We start from the raw sequence: 15345 nt of genomic DNA, 5'->3' as shown, positions 1-15345 counted from the left end.
ATGCCAGGACGCCCCCTATTTCCCACCTTGTCCGACCGGTCTCTATGACAATCCTGCGCACCTTTTTTGCCACTGCCCTGCTGGGCCTGAGTCTCTGCGTAAGCCCCGTGTTCGCTGCCGAGCCGCCGAGCGTCGAGAGCGTACAGCAGACCCTGGACAAGCTGCCGGACCGCAAACTACCCGACGCCGACATGAAGGCGCTGCAAAATGTGTTGCAGCAGACCCTGACCTTGCTGGGCAACAAGCAGGATTACGAGCAGCGCCTGAGCGATCTCAAGCGCCAATTGCAAGACGCGCCGCGCCAAACCACGGAAAACGCCCGTGAACTGGCCCGGCTCAAAGCCACCAAGGTCATCCCAGTGGCCCAACGCTATGCCAGCCTGCCGGTGCCGCAGCTCGAACAACTGCTGGTACAGCGCAGCACCCAGCAAGGCGACCTGCAAAAGGAGCTGGCCGACGCCAACAGCCTGAGCATCGCCGCCCAGACCCGGCCCGAGCGCGCCCAGACCGAAATCAGCAACAGCCAGACCCGCATCCAGCAGATCAACGGCATCCTCAAGGCCGGCAAGGACAACGGCAAACCCCTCAATGGCGACCAGCGCAACCTGCTGAACGCCGAGCTGGCGTCGCTCAACGCCTTGATCCCGTTACGCCGCCAGGAACTGGCGGGCAACAGCCAACTGCAAGACCTGGGCAACAGCCAACATGACCTGGCAGTGGAAAAAACCGCGCGCCTGGAGCAGGAAATCCAAGACCTGCAAACCCTGATCAACCAGAAACGCCTGGCCCAGTCCCAGGAAACCGTGACCCAGCAGTCCATCGAAGCGCAAAAAGCCGGCAGCAGCAGCCTGCTGGCCACGGAAAGCGCGGCCAACCTGAAACTGTCCGACTACCTGCTCAAAAGTACCGACCGGCTCAACGAGCTGACCCAGCAGAACCTGCAAACCAAACAGTTGCTGGACAACGTGACCCAGAGCGACTCGGCCCTGGACGAGCAAATCAACGTACTCAAGGGCAGCCTGCTGCTGTCGAAGATTCTCTACAAACAGAAACAGGCCTTGCCGCGACTGCGGGTCGACCGCGACCTGGCGGACGATATCGCCAACATTCGCCTGTACCAGTTCGAGGTCAACCAGCAGCGCGAGCTGATCAGTTCGCCAAGCACCTATGTGGATAACCTGCTGGCCAACCAACCGCAAGACCAAGTCACACCGCAATTGCGCCGCACCCTGATGGAACTGGCGGTGACCCGCAGCGACCTGCTCGAACGCCTGAGCCGGGAGTTGAGCGCGCTGCTCAACGAATCCATCACCCTGCAACTGAACCAGAAACAACTGCTCAGCACCGCCGCCAGCCTGCGCGCAACCCTCGACGAACAGATGTTCTGGATCCCCAGCAACAAACCGCTGGACGTCGAATGGCTGGAAACCGTGCCCACCCGCCTGGAAAAGCAGGTCGACACCCTGCCCTGGGCCTCCAGCCTCAGCGAGCTGTACGACGGCCTGGCCCAGCGCCCGTTGCTGTTCCTGCCCCTGCTGCTGTTGATCGGCGCGCTGTTGTGGCGGCGCAGCAACCTGTACGAGCGGCTGAGAAAAATCCATATGGATATCGGCCACTTCAAACGTGACAGCCAGTGGCACACCCCCATCGCGATCCTGGTCAACATCCTCCTGGCCTTGCCGGTGACCCTCGGCCTGGCGCTGTGTGGCTACGCCCTGCAAATCGACGCCCGCGGGCAGAACGCCAACCTGGGCATGGCCCTGGTGCAGATCGCCCAGGCGTGGCTGGTGTTCTACACCGCCTATCGGATCCTGGCGCCGGGTGGCGTGGCCGAATTGCATTTTCGCTGGGAAAAACCCCAGGTCGAATTCCTCCAGGGCTGGATCCGCAAGCTGGGGCTGGTGGTGCTGGCGCTGGTGGCCGTGGTGTCGATCGCCGAACATCAACCGGCGGCCCTGGCCGACGATGTACTGGGCATCGCCGTGGTACTGACCTGTTATGCACTGATGGCCTGGTTGCTCAGCCGCCTGCTGCTCAACAGCCCGACCCATGAAAAAGCCTCGCTGTTTCGCAAGCTGGTGGGCGTGCTGTTTACCGCGCTGCCCATCGCCCTGTTTATCGCCGTGTGCTTTGGCTACTACTACACCGCCCTCAAACTCAGCGACCGCCTGATCAACACCCTGTACCTGCTGATGTTCTGGCTGGTGATCGAAGCCACCTTCGTTCGCGGCCTGGGCGTGGCCGCACGGCGCCTGGCGTACTCCCGGGCACTGGCCAAGCGCCAGGCCGCCAAGGAAGCCGGCGACGGCGAAGTGGTGATCGAGGAACCGACCCTGGATATCGAGCAGGTCAACGAACAATCCATGCGCCTGATCCGCCTGGCCCTGCTCGGCGGCTTTATCGCGGCGCTGTACTGGGTCTGGTCCGACCTGATCTCAGTGTTCTCCTACCTAGACAACATCACCCTCTACGAATACACCAGCGGCACCGGCGCCAATATCAGCATGGTGCCCATCAGCATCGGTGACATGCTCGGCGCACTGATCATCATCGGCATCACCTTTGCCCTGGCGCGCAACCTGCCGGGCCTGCTGGAAGTGCTGGTGCTGTCGAAACTGGACCTGGCCCAGGGCAGCGCCTACGCCACCACCACCTTGCTGTCGTATGTAATTGCCGGCGTGGGCTTTGTGTCCACCCTGTCGACCCTCGGGGTGAGCTGGGACAAGTTGCAATGGCTGGTGGCCGCGCTCTCGGTGGGCCTGGGCTTCGGCATGCAGGAGATCTTCGCCAACTTTATCTCCGGCATCATGATCCTGTTCGAGCGCCCGGTACGGATTGGCGACACCATTACCATCGGCAACCTGTCGGGCACGGTGAGCAAGATCCGCATCCGTGCCACCACCATCACCGACTTCGACCGCAAGGACATCATTGTCCCGAACAAAACCTTTATCACCGGGCAACTGATCAACTGGTCGCTGACCGACACCATCACCCGGGTAACCCTCAAGCTCGGCGTGGACTACGGCTCCGACCTGGACCTGGTGAAGGATTTGTTGCTCAAGGCCGCCAGGGATAACCCACGGGTACTGAAAGACCCGGAACCCCATGTGTACTTCCTCAACTTCGGCGAAAGCACCCTCGACCACGAGTTGCGCATGCATGTGCGCGACCTGGGCGACCGCAACCCGGTGATCGATGAGGTCAACCGCTTTATCAACCGTGAGTTCAAGAAGCAGAGCATCAATATTTCGTTCCGGCAGATGGAGGTCTACCTGAAGAACCTGCATGGCCAGGAATACAAGCTGGTGGAAATCGAGCCCCTGAGCAAACCGGCCAATGACGGCTCGCCGCAACCCACCCCGCCGGCCAAACTCGACTAACCGCGCTATCCCCAGCAGAATGCTCGGACATTCTGCTGGAGATGGCCGGTGAAAGCCCTCGACGACCTGACCTTCGACAACCGCTTCGCCCGCCTGGGCGACGGTTTCTCAACCCACGTATTGCCCGAGCCCATCGACGCGCCCCGACTGGTGGTGGCGAGCAACGCCGCCCTGGCCCTGCTGGACCTCGACCCGGCCGTCGCCGACACGCCGGTGTTCGCCGAACTGTTCGGCGGCCACACGCTGTGGGCCGAGGCCGAACCGCGGGCGATGGTCTATTCCGGGCATCAGTTTGGCTCCTATAACCCGCAACTGGGGGATGGCCGCGGCTTGCTGCTGGGCGAGGTGTACAACGCGGCGGGCGAACATTGGGACTTGCACCTCAAGGGCGCCGGGCAAACGCCTTACTCGCGCATGGGCGATGGCCGCGCGGTGCTGCGCTCCTCGATCCGCGAGTTTCTCGCCTGCGAAGCCTTGCACGCCCTGGGCATCCCCAGCAGCCGCGCCCTGTGCGTGATCGGCTCCGACACCCCGGTCTGGCGCGAAAAACAGGAGCGCGCCGCCATGGTGCTGCGCCTGGCACCGAGCCATATCCGCTTCGGGCACTTCGAGTACTTCTACTACACCCAGAAAACCGAGCTGCACCAGCAACTGGCCGAGCACGTGCTGCAGCTGCACTTTGCCCACTGCCAGGGGCAACCCGAGCCGTACCTGGCGATGTTCCGCGAGATCGTCGAACGCAATGCCGAGCTGATCGCCAAATGGCAGGCCTATGGTTTTTGCCATGGGGTGATGAACACCGACAACATGTCGATCCTGGGGATTACCTTCGACTTCGGGCCGTTTGCCTTCCTCGATGACTTCGACGCCCATTTCATCTGCAACCACTCCGACCACGAAGGCCGCTACGCCTTCAGCAACCAGGTGCCCATCGCCCAGTGGAACCTCAGCGCCCTGGCCCAGGCGTTGACGCCGTATATCAGCGTTGAAGCCCTGCGCGAAACCCTCGGCCTGTACCTGCCGCTGTACCAGGCCCACTACCTGGACCTGATGCGCCGCCGCCTGGGCCTGACCACCGCCGAAGACGACGACCAGAAACGGGTGGAGCGTTTGCTGCAACTGATGCAGAACAGCGGCGTGGACTACACCCTGTTCTTCCGCCACCTGGGGAATGAGCCCGCCGCATTGGCCGTGGCGCGCCTGCGCGATGACTTCGTCGACCGCGCGGGCTTCGATGCCTGGGCCGACGATTACAAGGCCCGGGTTGAGCGCGACGGCACAGGGAGCGAGGCAGAACGCCGCGAGCGGATGCACGCGGTCAACCCGCTGTACATCCTGCGCAACTACCTGGCACAAAACGCCATCACTGCCGCCGAGTCAGGCGACTACAGCGAAGTGCGAAGGCTGCATGCGGTGCTGAGCAAGCCATTTGAAGAACAGCCGGGGATGGAGCAGTACGCGCAGCGGCCGCCCGATTGGGGCAAGCATTTGGAGATCAGTTGTTCGTCCTAGCCCTTCTCAGATGAACATGTCCACCGGCACTTTAAAATGCTCTGCCAGCCAACGAATCTGCCGCACGTTGAGCTGGCGCTTGCCGCTGAGAATTTCAGAGACCACTGATTGAGGACCAACGCCCGGTAAGTCGCTCTGGGTCAAACCGTGCTCTTGCATCATTGACCGCAACACATCGACCCCACTCACCTCAGGCATCGGCCAATGCTCCAGATCATAGGCCTCGACCCAGTCGCCGATGATATCCACCAACCCCATCAGCGGGTGGGTTTCGTCCTCCCCGACAATATCCAGCAATTCGTCGAGGGCCTCGACCAGCACATTGTAATCTGCCTCACTTTTAGGTTTGCGCAACAACGGTGACACAAACTCCCAGTGCTCAACGGCCTGCTCAATCAATACGCTCATTTCTCGTTACTCCTTCCACCTGCCCTTGTCATATTCATGGTGGTCCAGTACATGCCGGATATAGAGGCGCTGCATGCGGTAGCGCACAACGGCTATGAGCCGCAGTTTATTGCCACCGATATTGAAGACATGCAACGACCCAACCTTGTCCACTGAAGGAAAGACCGACCGCAATGCAGCAAAATCGCCGGGAGTAATGACCCTGACTTTGCGGTACCACTCATCCAGGGCACTGGCTGAGTGCGGCCATTTTTCCCTGGCATTTTGAATTGGCCTCACACTGATTACTCGCATGCAATATCCTTATCGCATCTTGCTATGAAGGTTAGTCCGGGGATCAAATTATCGCAATATGCGATAACTGGTCAGCAGACCAATGGCGCAATCCCAGACCCGCCCAAGCAGCCTAGATACACGGCCAAAGCTGCGCACAGACAAAAATGTGAACGCGTGCGTCACCACCGCCGAACCTTGATAATCTCGGCCTTGGCTCCAAATAGTGTTCATTGGCAACGTCAACGGAACCCCATCATGTCCGATTCTCTTGTAATCCCCTGCCCCCACTGCAACGGCCTCAACCGCATCCCCCACGAACGCCTGGGCGATACCCCAAAGTGCGGGCGCTGCAAGCAGCCGGTGTTGCTGGACAAACCGTTTGAATTGAAACAGGGCGACTATTCCAGCCAGATCAAGGGCGATTTGCCGCTACTGGTGGACGTCTGGGCCGAATGGTGCGGGCCGTGCAAGTCGTTTGCGCCGGTGTTTGAACAGGCGGCCGGGCAGTTGGCGGGCAAGTGCCGGCTGGCCAAGCTCGATAGCGAGGCCAACCAGCAGCTTTCGGCGCAATTGGGCATTCGTTCGATTCCCAGCCTGATCCTGTTCAAGAACGGCCGCGAAGTGGCGCGCCAGAGTGGGGCCTTTCCATTGCCGCAATTGATGAGCTGGTTGCGCAGCCAAGGGGTGTAAGCCTGCGGGAGCAGGCAAGCCAGCTCCCACATCGAGCATGTTCATCCTTGATGATCAGCTGTTTTCCAGCAGGTTATGCAGCGCCACAAACTGTTGGGTCAGTTTGTGGCGCGGGTCCAGGTGGATCAGCGGTTTGCTTTCCTGGTGGGACTCGCGCATGCGCACCGAGCTGGCCAGGTACACCGGCAGCACCGGCAGGCCTTCGGCGATCAACTCGTCGAGCATCTGCTGCGGCAGGCTCGCCCGGGCCTGGAACTGGTTGACCACAATGCCTTCCACTTCAAGGCCTTCGTTGTGGTCGTCCTTGAGCTCTTCGATTTCCGCCAGCAGCCCATACAGCGCCTGACGCGAGAAGCTGTCGCAATCGAACGGTATCAATACACGATCAGCCGCGATCAGCGCCGAAACCGCATAAAAATTCAAGGCCGGCGGGGTATCCAGGTATATCCGGTCGTAATCCTCGGCCAATTCATCGAGCAGCTTTCGCAGCTTGTTGATCTTGTGCTTGGCCTCAAGCTTGGGCTGCAGGTCCGCCAGTTCTGCAGTGGCGGTGATGACGTGCAGGTTGTCGAACGGGGTTTCGTAGATATCCACCTGGTTTTTCTTCGAGAACGGCCCGGAAGACAGGGTCTGCTTGAAGAAATCGGCAATCCCCATGGGGATATCGTCGCCCGTCAGCCCCGTGAGGTACTGGGTCGAGTTGGCCTGTGCATCGAGGTCCACCAACAGGGTTCGATAGCCTTCGCTGGCGCTGACCGCCGCCAGGTTGCAGGCGATGCTGGACTTGCCAACCCCACCTTTTTGATTGAACACCACACGCCGCATGGAAAAACCTCCGTGTATCAATGAATGCCCGAGTGTAGAGGGCAAAAGCGCCCGCTCGCTACCTTGATCATTCCTGTACTACAGCATTGAAGGCTTTATCTCGCATCGCAGCCTGTCGCTTCCTCCGACAAAACAGGAAATCCCCGACACCTGGCACACCCCCCCCATGGCGGACAATCAGCGATTCTTTTTCGGCGATTTTGTAATATTCCGTGAACAATTCTTTACCAAAGTTTGCTAGAACCCCACCGCACCGGGATAATGCGCGCCACTCGGCCATCGCGCCATGTCCCGGTTCTACGGGCCAATTGCAGCACAAGGAAGCCCGCAGGGGCGGGAATTCTTCTCAGTGATCAACTTCAACATCGCCCAATGGCGCGCCTGGGCCCCGGGGCTCGACAGCGTGGATGCCTGGCGCGCCTGGTGCCATGCCCCGGCGTTGCTGGCCCAAAGCGATGCTGCGCCCGATGTGTCGTTTCTGCCGGCCATGCAGCGTCGGCGCCTGGGCCGCCTGGCCCGGATGGCCTTCAGTGTCGGCTGGCCATTGGCCGAAGGCCTGCGGGACCTGCCGCTGGTATTTGTCTCCCGTCACGGCGAAACCCCGCGCACCCTGGAGATTCTCAGCGACCTGGCCACTGACCAGCCCCTGTCGCCCACCCAGTTCAGCCTGTCGGTACATAACGCGGTGATTGGCCTATGGTCGATCCTGCGCAATGAAACCAGTGAAATGACCGCCCTGGCAGCAGCGGGCGACGGCCTGGAGCACGGCATGCTCGAAGCCGCGGCCCTGCTCAACGAGGGCGCGCCAGCGGTGCTGCTGGTAATCACCGAAGAACAGCCCCCCGGCGCCTACGCGCACTGGATCGACGACGTGCCGTTCCCCTATGCCCTGGGCCTGCTGCTGACCCCTGGCGACGAATGGCAACTGGCGCTGCACACCGCGACTGTCCAACCCACCGAGACCCAGTGGCCCCACGCCCTGAACCTGCTGCGCACCCTGCTCACCGAGCAGGAGGCCTGCCAACATGCCTGGAAGAACCGAGTATGGAACTGGCAACGCAAACCCTGACCGAAAAGCCCCGGGACGCCTACTACTGGCGCCTGTTCGCCACGGCGGCCAGCTTTGTGCTGTTTGGCCTCGGCGGCCTGTGCCTGCGCCTGCTGGTATTTCCGCTGCTCAGTTGCCTGCCGGGGGACGCCCGGCAGCACCAGCGGCGGGCGCGCCTGACCATCGGCCGGTTGTTCTGGTTCTTTATCAACATGATGTACCGCGCCGGCATTCTCACCTATAGCGTCGAGGGCGCCGAAAAACTCGGGCGCCCCGGGCAGATGATCATCGCCAACCACCCGTCGCTGATCGACGTGGTGGTGCTGATCGGCCTAGTACGCCAGGCCAATTGCGTGGTCAAGCAAAGCCTGTGGCAGAACCCCTTCACCCGCGGCCCGGTGAACGATGCCGGCTACCTCAGCAATGACGGCAGCATCGACCTGCTCGATGCTGCTGCGGGCGCCCTGCGTGATGGCCAGACCCTGATTATTTTTCCCGAAGGCACCCGCACCGTGCCGGGCGCAGCGCCGGCCTTTCATCGCGGGGCCGCCGCCATTGCCCTGCGGGGTGCGACAATCATCACCCCCGTCGTGCTCAGGGTCAGCCCGACCACGCTGACCAAGGCCGAACCCTGGTATCGCATCCCCCACCGCCGTTTTCACTTCAGTTTGCAGGTGGGTGCCGATATAGACCCACAGGTGTTTGCCTCGCAAGGGCCGGCACCCCAGGCTTCACGCAAGCTCAACGATTATCTGCATCACTATTTCATTAAGGAGCTCGCCGAAGATGAGCAACCCCAACAGCCTTGAGCACGAGATAAAAACCCTGATCATCGAGGCCCTGGGCCTGGAAGACATCGACGCCAGCGACATCGGCAGCGAGCAAACCCTGTTCGGCGAAGGCCTGGGCCTGGATTCGGTAGACGCCCTGGAATTGGGCCTGGCGATCCAGAAAAAGTACGGCATCAAGATCGATGCCGACGCCAAGGACACCCGCAATCACTTTATCAACGTGGCCAGCCTCGCGGCGTTCGTCACGGCCAGACAGGCAGCTTGAGACCCGACCATGCAAACTCGTGACGATATCTTCAACACCCTGCGCGACGCCCTGGTGGAGTTGTTTGAACTGGAGCCGGCGCAGGTCACCCTCGACGCCAACCTGTACCAGGACCTGGAAATCGACAGCATCGACGCGGTGGACCTGATCGACCATATCAAGCGCCAGACCGGCAAGAAAATCGCCGCCGAAGAGTTCAAGGCCGTGCGTACGGTCAATGACGTGGTCGAGGCGGTCTACCGTCTGGTCCAACCGGCCGCATGAGCCGGCTGATCGGCCTTGGCCTGTTGCTGGTCGGGCTGCTGTACCCTTTCGCGGTGTATTACGGCACGGAGCATTTCGCCCCATGGCAATTCGGCCTGCTGCTGGCCAGCCTGTGGCTGCTGCGCGCGCTGACCGGCCCGCGACGCCCCGGCAGTGGCTGGATGGCCGTGGTAGCGATTGTGTTTTGCCTGCTGCTGGCCTGGTTCGACAACCCGCAACTGCTGCGCTGGTACCCGAGCCTGGTCAGCCTGTTCATGCTGGCGCTGTTCGGCCTGAGCCTGAAGTACGGCCCGCCGATGGTCGAACGCCTGGCGCGCCTGAGCGATCCGCAGTTGCCCGAGAAGGCCATTGCGTACACCCGCCAGGTCACCGTGGCATGGAGTGTGTTTTTCTTGTGTAACGGCCTGCTCGCCGCCGCGCTCACCCTGTGGGCACCGCTGAGCTGGTGGATGTTGTACAACGGCCTGATCGCCTATGGGTTGATGGGTTTGTTGTTTGCCGTGGAATGGCTGGTACGACAAAGGGTTCGAGGCCGCGTATGAATTGGGTCAATCTTGAGCACCTGTTGCTTGAGCCTGTGCAACTGCGTTCGGTCACCACTGAACCGGCGATGAACCACGCACAACTATGCGAACGGGCCCTGAGCCTGGCGGCCGGGCTGCAAGCCCGTGGCATCCAGCGCCTGGCGGTGCACCTGAACGACGCCGGCGAGCTGGCGATTGCCCTGCTGGGCGCCTGGCGCGCCGGGGTCAGCGTGTTGCTGCCCGCCGACCTGCAACCCCAGACCCGCCAACGCTGGGCCGCAGATGTTGACGCCTGGCTGACCGAAGCGGGCGACCTGGATGCGCTCTACCAGCCACCCCTTGCCGCCGCCGCCCTCGACCTGGATACCTGCCAACTGGGCCTGTGCACCTCCGGCTCCAGCGGCGAACCCAAGCGCATCGACAAGACCCTGCGCCAACTGGCCAATGAGGTGCAGGCCCTGGAAGCCTTATGGGGCGCCGACCTGGGCCAGGCCTGCATCATCGGCAGCGTCGCCACCCAGCATATCTACGGCCTGCTGTTCCGCGTGCTGTGGCCGCTGTGCGCCGGCCGCGCCTTTGTGCGCGAGCAACTGCCGTTCCCCGAAGACTTGCAGCGTATCAGCCGCCAGTACCCGCACTTTGCCTGGGTGGCCAGCCCGGCCCTGCTCAAGCGCATGGGCGATAACCTCGACTGGGCTGCCCTGAGTGCGGTCAAGCGGGTGTTCTCCTCCGGCGGTGCATTGCCCACTGACGCGGCCGACAGCCTGCACCAACGCCTGCAACAGTGGCCGACGGAGATCCTCGGCAGCTCGGAAACCGGCGGCATAGCCTGGCGCCAGGGCCACGCGCCGTGGCAACCGTTTGCCGATGTGCGCCTGACTCAGGATGCCGATGGCGCCTTGCGCATTGCCTCGCCGTACCTGCCGGCCGGGCATGTGGAGCAGACGGCCGACGCCGCGCAGATCCACGCCGATGGCCGCTTTGAGCTGCTCGGGCGCCTGGACCGGATCGTCAAGCTGGAAGAAAAACGCATCTCCCTGCCCATGCTCGAACAAGCCCTGGCCAGTCACGCCTGGGTCGCCGAAGCGCGCCTGGGCGTGGTCCAGGAAAACCGCGCCTCCCTCGGCGCCCTGGTGGTGCTCAGTGGCGACGGCCTGCACGCCCTGCGCAACCAAGGCCGGCGCAGCGTCACCCAAGCCCTGCGCCAGCACCTGGGCCAGCATTGCGAAGCCCTGGCCCTGCCCCGCCGCTGGCGCTTGTTGCGGCAGTTGCCGCTCAACCCCCAGGGCAAACTGCCCCAGGCCGAGGTCGAAGCCCTGCTGCTGGCGCCGCGCCCCAAGGCGCCGGAAGTCCTGGCGCAAGTCGAGACGGACGGCGAATGGACCCTGCAGTTGAGCATCCCGCCGGACCTGGCCTACTTCAGTGGCCATTTCCCCCACACCCCGGTGTTGCCGGGGGTGGTGCAGGTGGAGTGGGCGTTCAATCTGGGCCAGCAATTGCTCGACCTACCAGCGAGCTTTGCCGGCATGGAAGTGCTCAAGTTCCAGCAACTGGTGCGCCCAGGCGATGGGGTCGAGTTGCACCTGCGCTTTGATCGCGAGCGGGGCAAGTTGTATTTCGCCTATCGCAATGACAGTGCGGCGTGTTCCAGCGGGCGGATTTTGCTGGAGAGCTCCCATGCATAGGCTGGGTGAGCGCTGCGATGCAGGCAACTCGGTCCATCAGGTGTCCACCACCATGCATAACCCCTGCGCCCTGATCCCGGTCTACAACCATGAAGCCGCCGTGCCCGCCGTGGTCCGCAGCCTGTTGGACCACGGCCTGCCCTGCCTGCTGGTGGACGATGGCAGCAGCCCGGCCTGCGCCGCCGTGCTGGCGCAACTGGCAAGCCTGGATAACGTGTCGCTGCTGACCCTGCCCGTCAATCAAGGCAAGGGCGCGGCAGTGATGGCCGGCTTTCGCGAAGCCGCACGCCTGGGCTTCACCCACGCCCTGCAAGTGGACGCCGACGGCCAGCACGACCTGCGCGAAGTCGCGCTGTTTCTCGACGCCTCACGCACCCACCCCGACGCGGTGATCTGCGGCTACCCCGAATACGACGACAGCGTGCCCAAAGGCCGCCTCTATGCGCGTTACCTGACCCACGTCTGGGTGTGGATCAACAGCCTGTCGCTGCAGATCCGCGATTCGATGTGTGGCTTTCGCCTCTACCCCCTGGCACCGGTGCTGGCCTTGATGGGCTCGGCGCGGATCGGCAAGCGCATGGATTTCGACTCCGACATCATCGTGCGCCTGTCATGGCGCAACCAGCCGATGCGCTGGCTGCCGACCCAGGTGCATTACCCGGCCGACGGCCTGTCGCACTTTCGCCTGGTCCGCGACAACCTGCTGATTTCATCCATGCATACCCGGCTGTTCTTCGGCATGTTGCTGCGCGCGCCGCTGATCCTCTGGCGACGGTGGCAGGCATGAGCGAAAACACCCGGCATTGGGCCGACCGCCAGGAGCGCGGCAGTTTCTGGCTGATGAAACTCACCGCGTTCGCCGCCAAAGTCCTTGGGCGCCGGGTACTGAGCCCACTGCTGTATGGCATCGTCCTGTACTTTTTCCTGTTTGGCCGCGCCGCGCGCCGGAGCATCTGGCAATACCAGCAGCGCCTGGCCGACTGGAGCGGGCGCGACGACCTGCGCCCCAGCCACACCCGGGTCTTCGGCCAGTTCATGGCCTTCGCCGACGCCTTGCTGGACAAACTCGACGTGTGGAACGGCAAGCTGCGCCTGGAACAGATCGAAATCATCGACCCGGCCCAACTGCGCGGGCAACTGCGCGGCGAGCGCGGGCAGATGCTGGTGGGCGCGCACCTGGGCAACCTGGAAGTGTGCCGGGCCCTGGCGGAGCTAGGAGAGAAAGTCACCATGAATGTGCTGGTGCACACCAAGCATGCCGAACAGTTCAACCGCCTGCTGGGCGAAGCCGGGGCGAGCAACCTGCGGCTGATCCAGGTCAGCGAGCTGGACCCGGCGGTGATGCTGCTGCTCAGCCAGCGCCTGGACGACGGCGAATGGCTGGCGATTGCCGGCGACCGCATCCCCCTGCATGGCGGGCGCACGGTGCGCGTGGACTTTCTCGGCCACAGCGCGGCCTTCCCCCAGGGCCCCTGGCTGCTGGCCGGCCTGCTCAAATGCCCGGTCAACCTGCTGATGTGCCTCAAGCAGCAGGGCCGCTATCGGCTGATTATCGAGCCCTTCGCCCCGTTGATCGAATGGAAACGCAGCGACCGCCAGCAGGTGATCGCCCACTGGGCCGCGCGCTACGCCGCACGCCTGGGCCAGTTCTGCCTGCAAGCGCCCCAACAATGGTTCAACTTTTACCCTTTCTGGAAGACCGATGACGACGCATCTGCTTGAGCCGGTAACCTTCGGCGAACTCCCTTTGCGCATCGAAGACGTGCTGGCCCTGGCCAACCGTCAGGCGCCCACCCGCCTGCAAGACGACGCCGGGTACCGCCAGCGCATCGCCAAGGGCGCGCAGTTCCTCGATTCGCTGCTGGACAAGGAAGGCGTGATCTACGGCGTGACCACCGGCTACGGCGACTCGTGCGTGGTGGCGGTGCCGTTGCAGCATGTCGAGGCCTTGCCGCGTCACCTGTACACCTTCCACGGCTGCGGCCTGGGCAAGTTGCTCGACGCCCAGGCCACCCGTGCAGTGCTGGCGGCACGCTTGCAGTCGCTGTGCCATGGCGTGTCCGGGGTGCGGGTTGAACTGCTGGAGCGCCTGCATGCGTTCCTTGAACACGACATCCTGCCGCTGATCCCCGAAGAGGGCTCGGTGGGCGCCAGCGGCGATCTGACGCCGCTGTCGTACGTGGCCGCGACCTTGTCCGGCGAACGTGAAGTGCTGTTTCGTGGCGAGCGCCGCCAGGCCGCCGATGTCCATCGCGAACTGGGCTGGACGCCGCTGGTGCTGCGGCCCAAGGAAGCCCTGGCGCTGATGAACGGCACCGCGGTGATGACCGGCCTGGCCTGCCTGGCCTTCGCCCGCGCCGACTACCTGCTGCAACTGGCCACGCGCATCACCGCGTTGAACGTGGTGGCGCTGCAAGGCAACCCGGAGCATTTTGACGAACGCCTGTTCGCCGCCAAGCCGCACCCCGGGCAGATGCAGGTGGCGGCCTGGTTGCGCAAGGACCTGGCCATCGACGCCCCGACCGCGCCGCTGCACCGTTTGCAGGATCGCTACTCGCTGCGCTGCGCGCCCCACGTCCTCGGCGTGCTGGCCGACAGCCTGAACTGGCTGCGCTCGTTTATCGAGATCGAGCTCAACAGCGCCAACGACAACCCGATCATCGACGCCGAAGCCGAGCGCGTGCTGCACGGCGGGCACTTCTACGGCGGGCATATCGCCTTTGCCATGGACAGCCTGAAAAACCTGGTGGCCAACGTCGCCGACCTGCTCGACCGGCAACTGGCGCTGCTGGTGGACGAGCGCTACAACCATGGTTTGCCGAGCAACCTGTCGGGCGCCCCGGCGGACCGCGCAATGATCAACCACGGCTTCAAGGCGGTGCAGATCGGCACCAGCGCCTGGACCGCCGAAGCGTTGAAAAATACGATGCCGGCCAGCGTGTTTTCACGCTCCACCGAGTGCCACAACCAGGACAAGGTGAGCATGGGTACGATCGCCGCCCGCGATGCGATCCGCGTGCTGGAGCTGACCGAACAGGTGGCCGCCGCCACCTTGCTCGCGGCCAACCAGGGCGTGTGGTTGCGCGCCCAGGTCACGGATGCCAGGCCGTTGCCGCCGGCCCTGGCCGCGATGCACAGCGAGCTGGCCAAGGACTTCCCGCCGGTGATCGAAGACCGCGCCCTGGAGGGCGAACTGCGCCTGTGCCTGCAACGCATCGCCGCGCAACACTGGAGGCTGCATGCGTAGCCCCGGCGTGTTGCATTGCGACACTGAAATCCTCGTGCCCTTCTTCGACATCGACACGATGAACGTGGTCTGGCACGGCCACTACGTGAAATACCTGGAAATCGCCCGCTGCGCGTTGCTCGACAAGCTCGGCCACAACTACACGGCAATGCTCGAATCCGGCTATGCGTGGCCGGTGATCGACCTGCAACTGCGCTACGTGCGGGGCGCCACCTTTGGCCAGACCCTCAATGTGCGCGCCAGCCTGGTGGAGTGGGAGAACCGCTTGAAGGTCAACTACCTGATCACCGACCTGGCCAGCGGCGAACGCCTGACCCGCGCCAGCACTGTGCAAGTGGCGGTCGAGATTGCCAGCCGCGAGATGCAACTGGCCTCACCCGCCGTGTTCACCACCGCCGTCGAAAGGGCCCTGGAATGCTGAGCTTGC

16 protein-coding genes are annotated in these 15345 nt (G+C 63.2%); 13 read left to right on the top strand and 3 right to left on the bottom strand.

The window, feature by feature from the left end; genetic code table 11:
• Positions 1-44: 44 nt before the first annotated feature.
• Both mscK and selO read left to right on the top strand, forming a co-directional pair.
• A complete protein-coding gene (mscK, locus tag AC07W7_RS05490; protein WP_099169201.1) occupies positions 45-3383 on the top strand; it encodes a mechanosensitive channel MscK in 3339 nt (1112 codons plus the stop codon).
• 48 nt (positions 3384-3431) lie between these two features.
• Positions 3432-4895 (top strand): protein adenylyltransferase SelO, encoded by a 1464-nt coding sequence (gene selO, locus AC07W7_RS05485; RefSeq protein ID WP_495038883.1) that lies wholly within the window; start codon positions 3432-3434, stop codon positions 4893-4895.
• A 6-nt stretch (positions 4896-4901) separates the two neighbouring features.
• Here the strand turns inward: selO and AC07W7_RS05480 are convergent, their stop codons facing one another.
• Positions 4902-5303, bottom strand: coding sequence for a helix-turn-helix domain-containing protein (locus AC07W7_RS05480; protein WP_076961755.1), 402 nt, complete (start codon positions 5301-5303; stop codon positions 4902-4904).
• Positions 5304-5309: 6 nt separating this feature from the next.
• The gene (locus tag AC07W7_RS05475) at positions 5310-5597 is read right to left on the bottom strand and encodes a type II toxin-antitoxin system HigB family toxin (protein ID WP_099169203.1); all 288 of its coding nucleotides are present in this window, start codon (positions 5595-5597) and stop codon (positions 5310-5312) included.
• A 237-nt stretch (positions 5598-5834) separates the two neighbouring features.
• On the opposite strand from AC07W7_RS05475, the gene trxC reads away from it, so the two are divergent.
• On the top strand, positions 5835-6269 hold the full coding sequence (gene trxC, locus AC07W7_RS05470) for a thioredoxin TrxC (protein WP_236309003.1): 435 nt from the start codon (positions 5835-5837) through the stop codon (positions 6267-6269).
• Positions 6270-6323: 54 nt separating this feature from the next.
• Here the strand turns inward: trxC and AC07W7_RS05465 are convergent, their stop codons facing one another.
• Positions 6324-7094: a ParA family protein gene (locus AC07W7_RS05465; RefSeq protein ID WP_495038882.1), complete on the bottom strand. Its 771-nt coding sequence runs from the start codon at positions 7092-7094 to the stop codon at positions 6324-6326.
• 349 nt (positions 7095-7443) lie between these two features.
• On the opposite strand from AC07W7_RS05465, the gene AC07W7_RS05460 reads away from it, so the two are divergent.
• Genes AC07W7_RS05460 through AC07W7_RS05415 form a run of 10 tightly spaced genes read left to right on the top strand, consistent with a single transcriptional unit; the run spans position 7444 to position 15339 of the window.
• Positions 7444-8163, top strand: a complete 720-nt coding sequence (locus AC07W7_RS05460; RefSeq protein WP_495038881.1) for a beta-ketoacyl synthase chain length factor — start codon at positions 7444-7446, stop codon at positions 8161-8163.
• Positions 8139-8951 carry a lysophospholipid acyltransferase family protein gene (locus AC07W7_RS05455; RefSeq protein ID WP_076961750.1) on the top strand — a complete coding sequence of 271 codons (813 nt, stop codon included), beginning with the start codon at positions 8139-8141 and terminating at the stop codon, positions 8949-8951. The genes AC07W7_RS05460 and AC07W7_RS05455 overlap by 25 nt, the downstream gene beginning before the upstream one ends.
• On the top strand, positions 8929-9198 hold the full coding sequence (locus AC07W7_RS05450) for a phosphopantetheine-binding protein (protein WP_029296129.1): 270 nt from the start codon (positions 8929-8931) through the stop codon (positions 9196-9198). Before AC07W7_RS05455 ends, AC07W7_RS05450 begins: the two co-directional genes overlap by 23 nt.
• A gap of 9 nt (positions 9199-9207) precedes the next feature.
• Positions 9208-9462 (top strand): acyl carrier protein, encoded by a 255-nt coding sequence (locus tag AC07W7_RS05445; RefSeq protein WP_076961749.1) that lies wholly within the window; start codon positions 9208-9210, stop codon positions 9460-9462.
• Positions 9459-10004: a COG4648 family protein gene (locus tag AC07W7_RS05440; protein WP_076961748.1), complete on the top strand. Its 546-nt coding sequence runs from the start codon at positions 9459-9461 to the stop codon at positions 10002-10004. The genes AC07W7_RS05445 and AC07W7_RS05440 overlap by 4 nt, the downstream gene beginning before the upstream one ends.
• Positions 10001-11671: an ApeI family dehydratase gene (locus AC07W7_RS05435; protein WP_495038880.1), complete on the top strand. Its 1671-nt coding sequence runs from the start codon at positions 10001-10003 to the stop codon at positions 11669-11671. Before AC07W7_RS05440 ends, AC07W7_RS05435 begins: the two co-directional genes overlap by 4 nt.
• Before the next feature lie 52 nt (positions 11672-11723).
• The gene (locus AC07W7_RS05430; RefSeq protein ID WP_495038907.1) at positions 11724-12458 is read left to right on the top strand and encodes a glycosyltransferase family 2 protein; all 735 of its coding nucleotides are present in this window, start codon (positions 11724-11726) and stop codon (positions 12456-12458) included.
• Positions 12455-13393 (top strand): lysophospholipid acyltransferase family protein, encoded by a 939-nt coding sequence (locus AC07W7_RS05425; protein WP_099169205.1) that lies wholly within the window; start codon positions 12455-12457, stop codon positions 13391-13393. The genes AC07W7_RS05430 and AC07W7_RS05425 overlap by 4 nt, the downstream gene beginning before the upstream one ends.
• On the top strand, positions 13374-14918 hold the full coding sequence (locus AC07W7_RS05420) for an HAL/PAL/TAL family ammonia-lyase (protein WP_076961744.1): 1545 nt from the start codon (positions 13374-13376) through the stop codon (positions 14916-14918). Before AC07W7_RS05425 ends, AC07W7_RS05420 begins: the two co-directional genes overlap by 20 nt.
• Positions 14911-15339 carry an acyl-CoA thioesterase gene (locus AC07W7_RS05415; RefSeq protein WP_099169206.1) on the top strand — a complete coding sequence of 143 codons (429 nt, stop codon included), beginning with the start codon at positions 14911-14913 and terminating at the stop codon, positions 15337-15339. Before AC07W7_RS05420 ends, AC07W7_RS05415 begins: the two co-directional genes overlap by 8 nt.
• The last annotated feature ends 6 nt before the right edge of the window (positions 15340-15345 follow it).

The organism is Pseudomonas sp. GW821-FHT01D09 (assembly GCF_059422465.1).
Note: the sequence above shows the minus strand (reverse complement) of the source record. Positions and strands in the feature narration are given on the sequence as shown.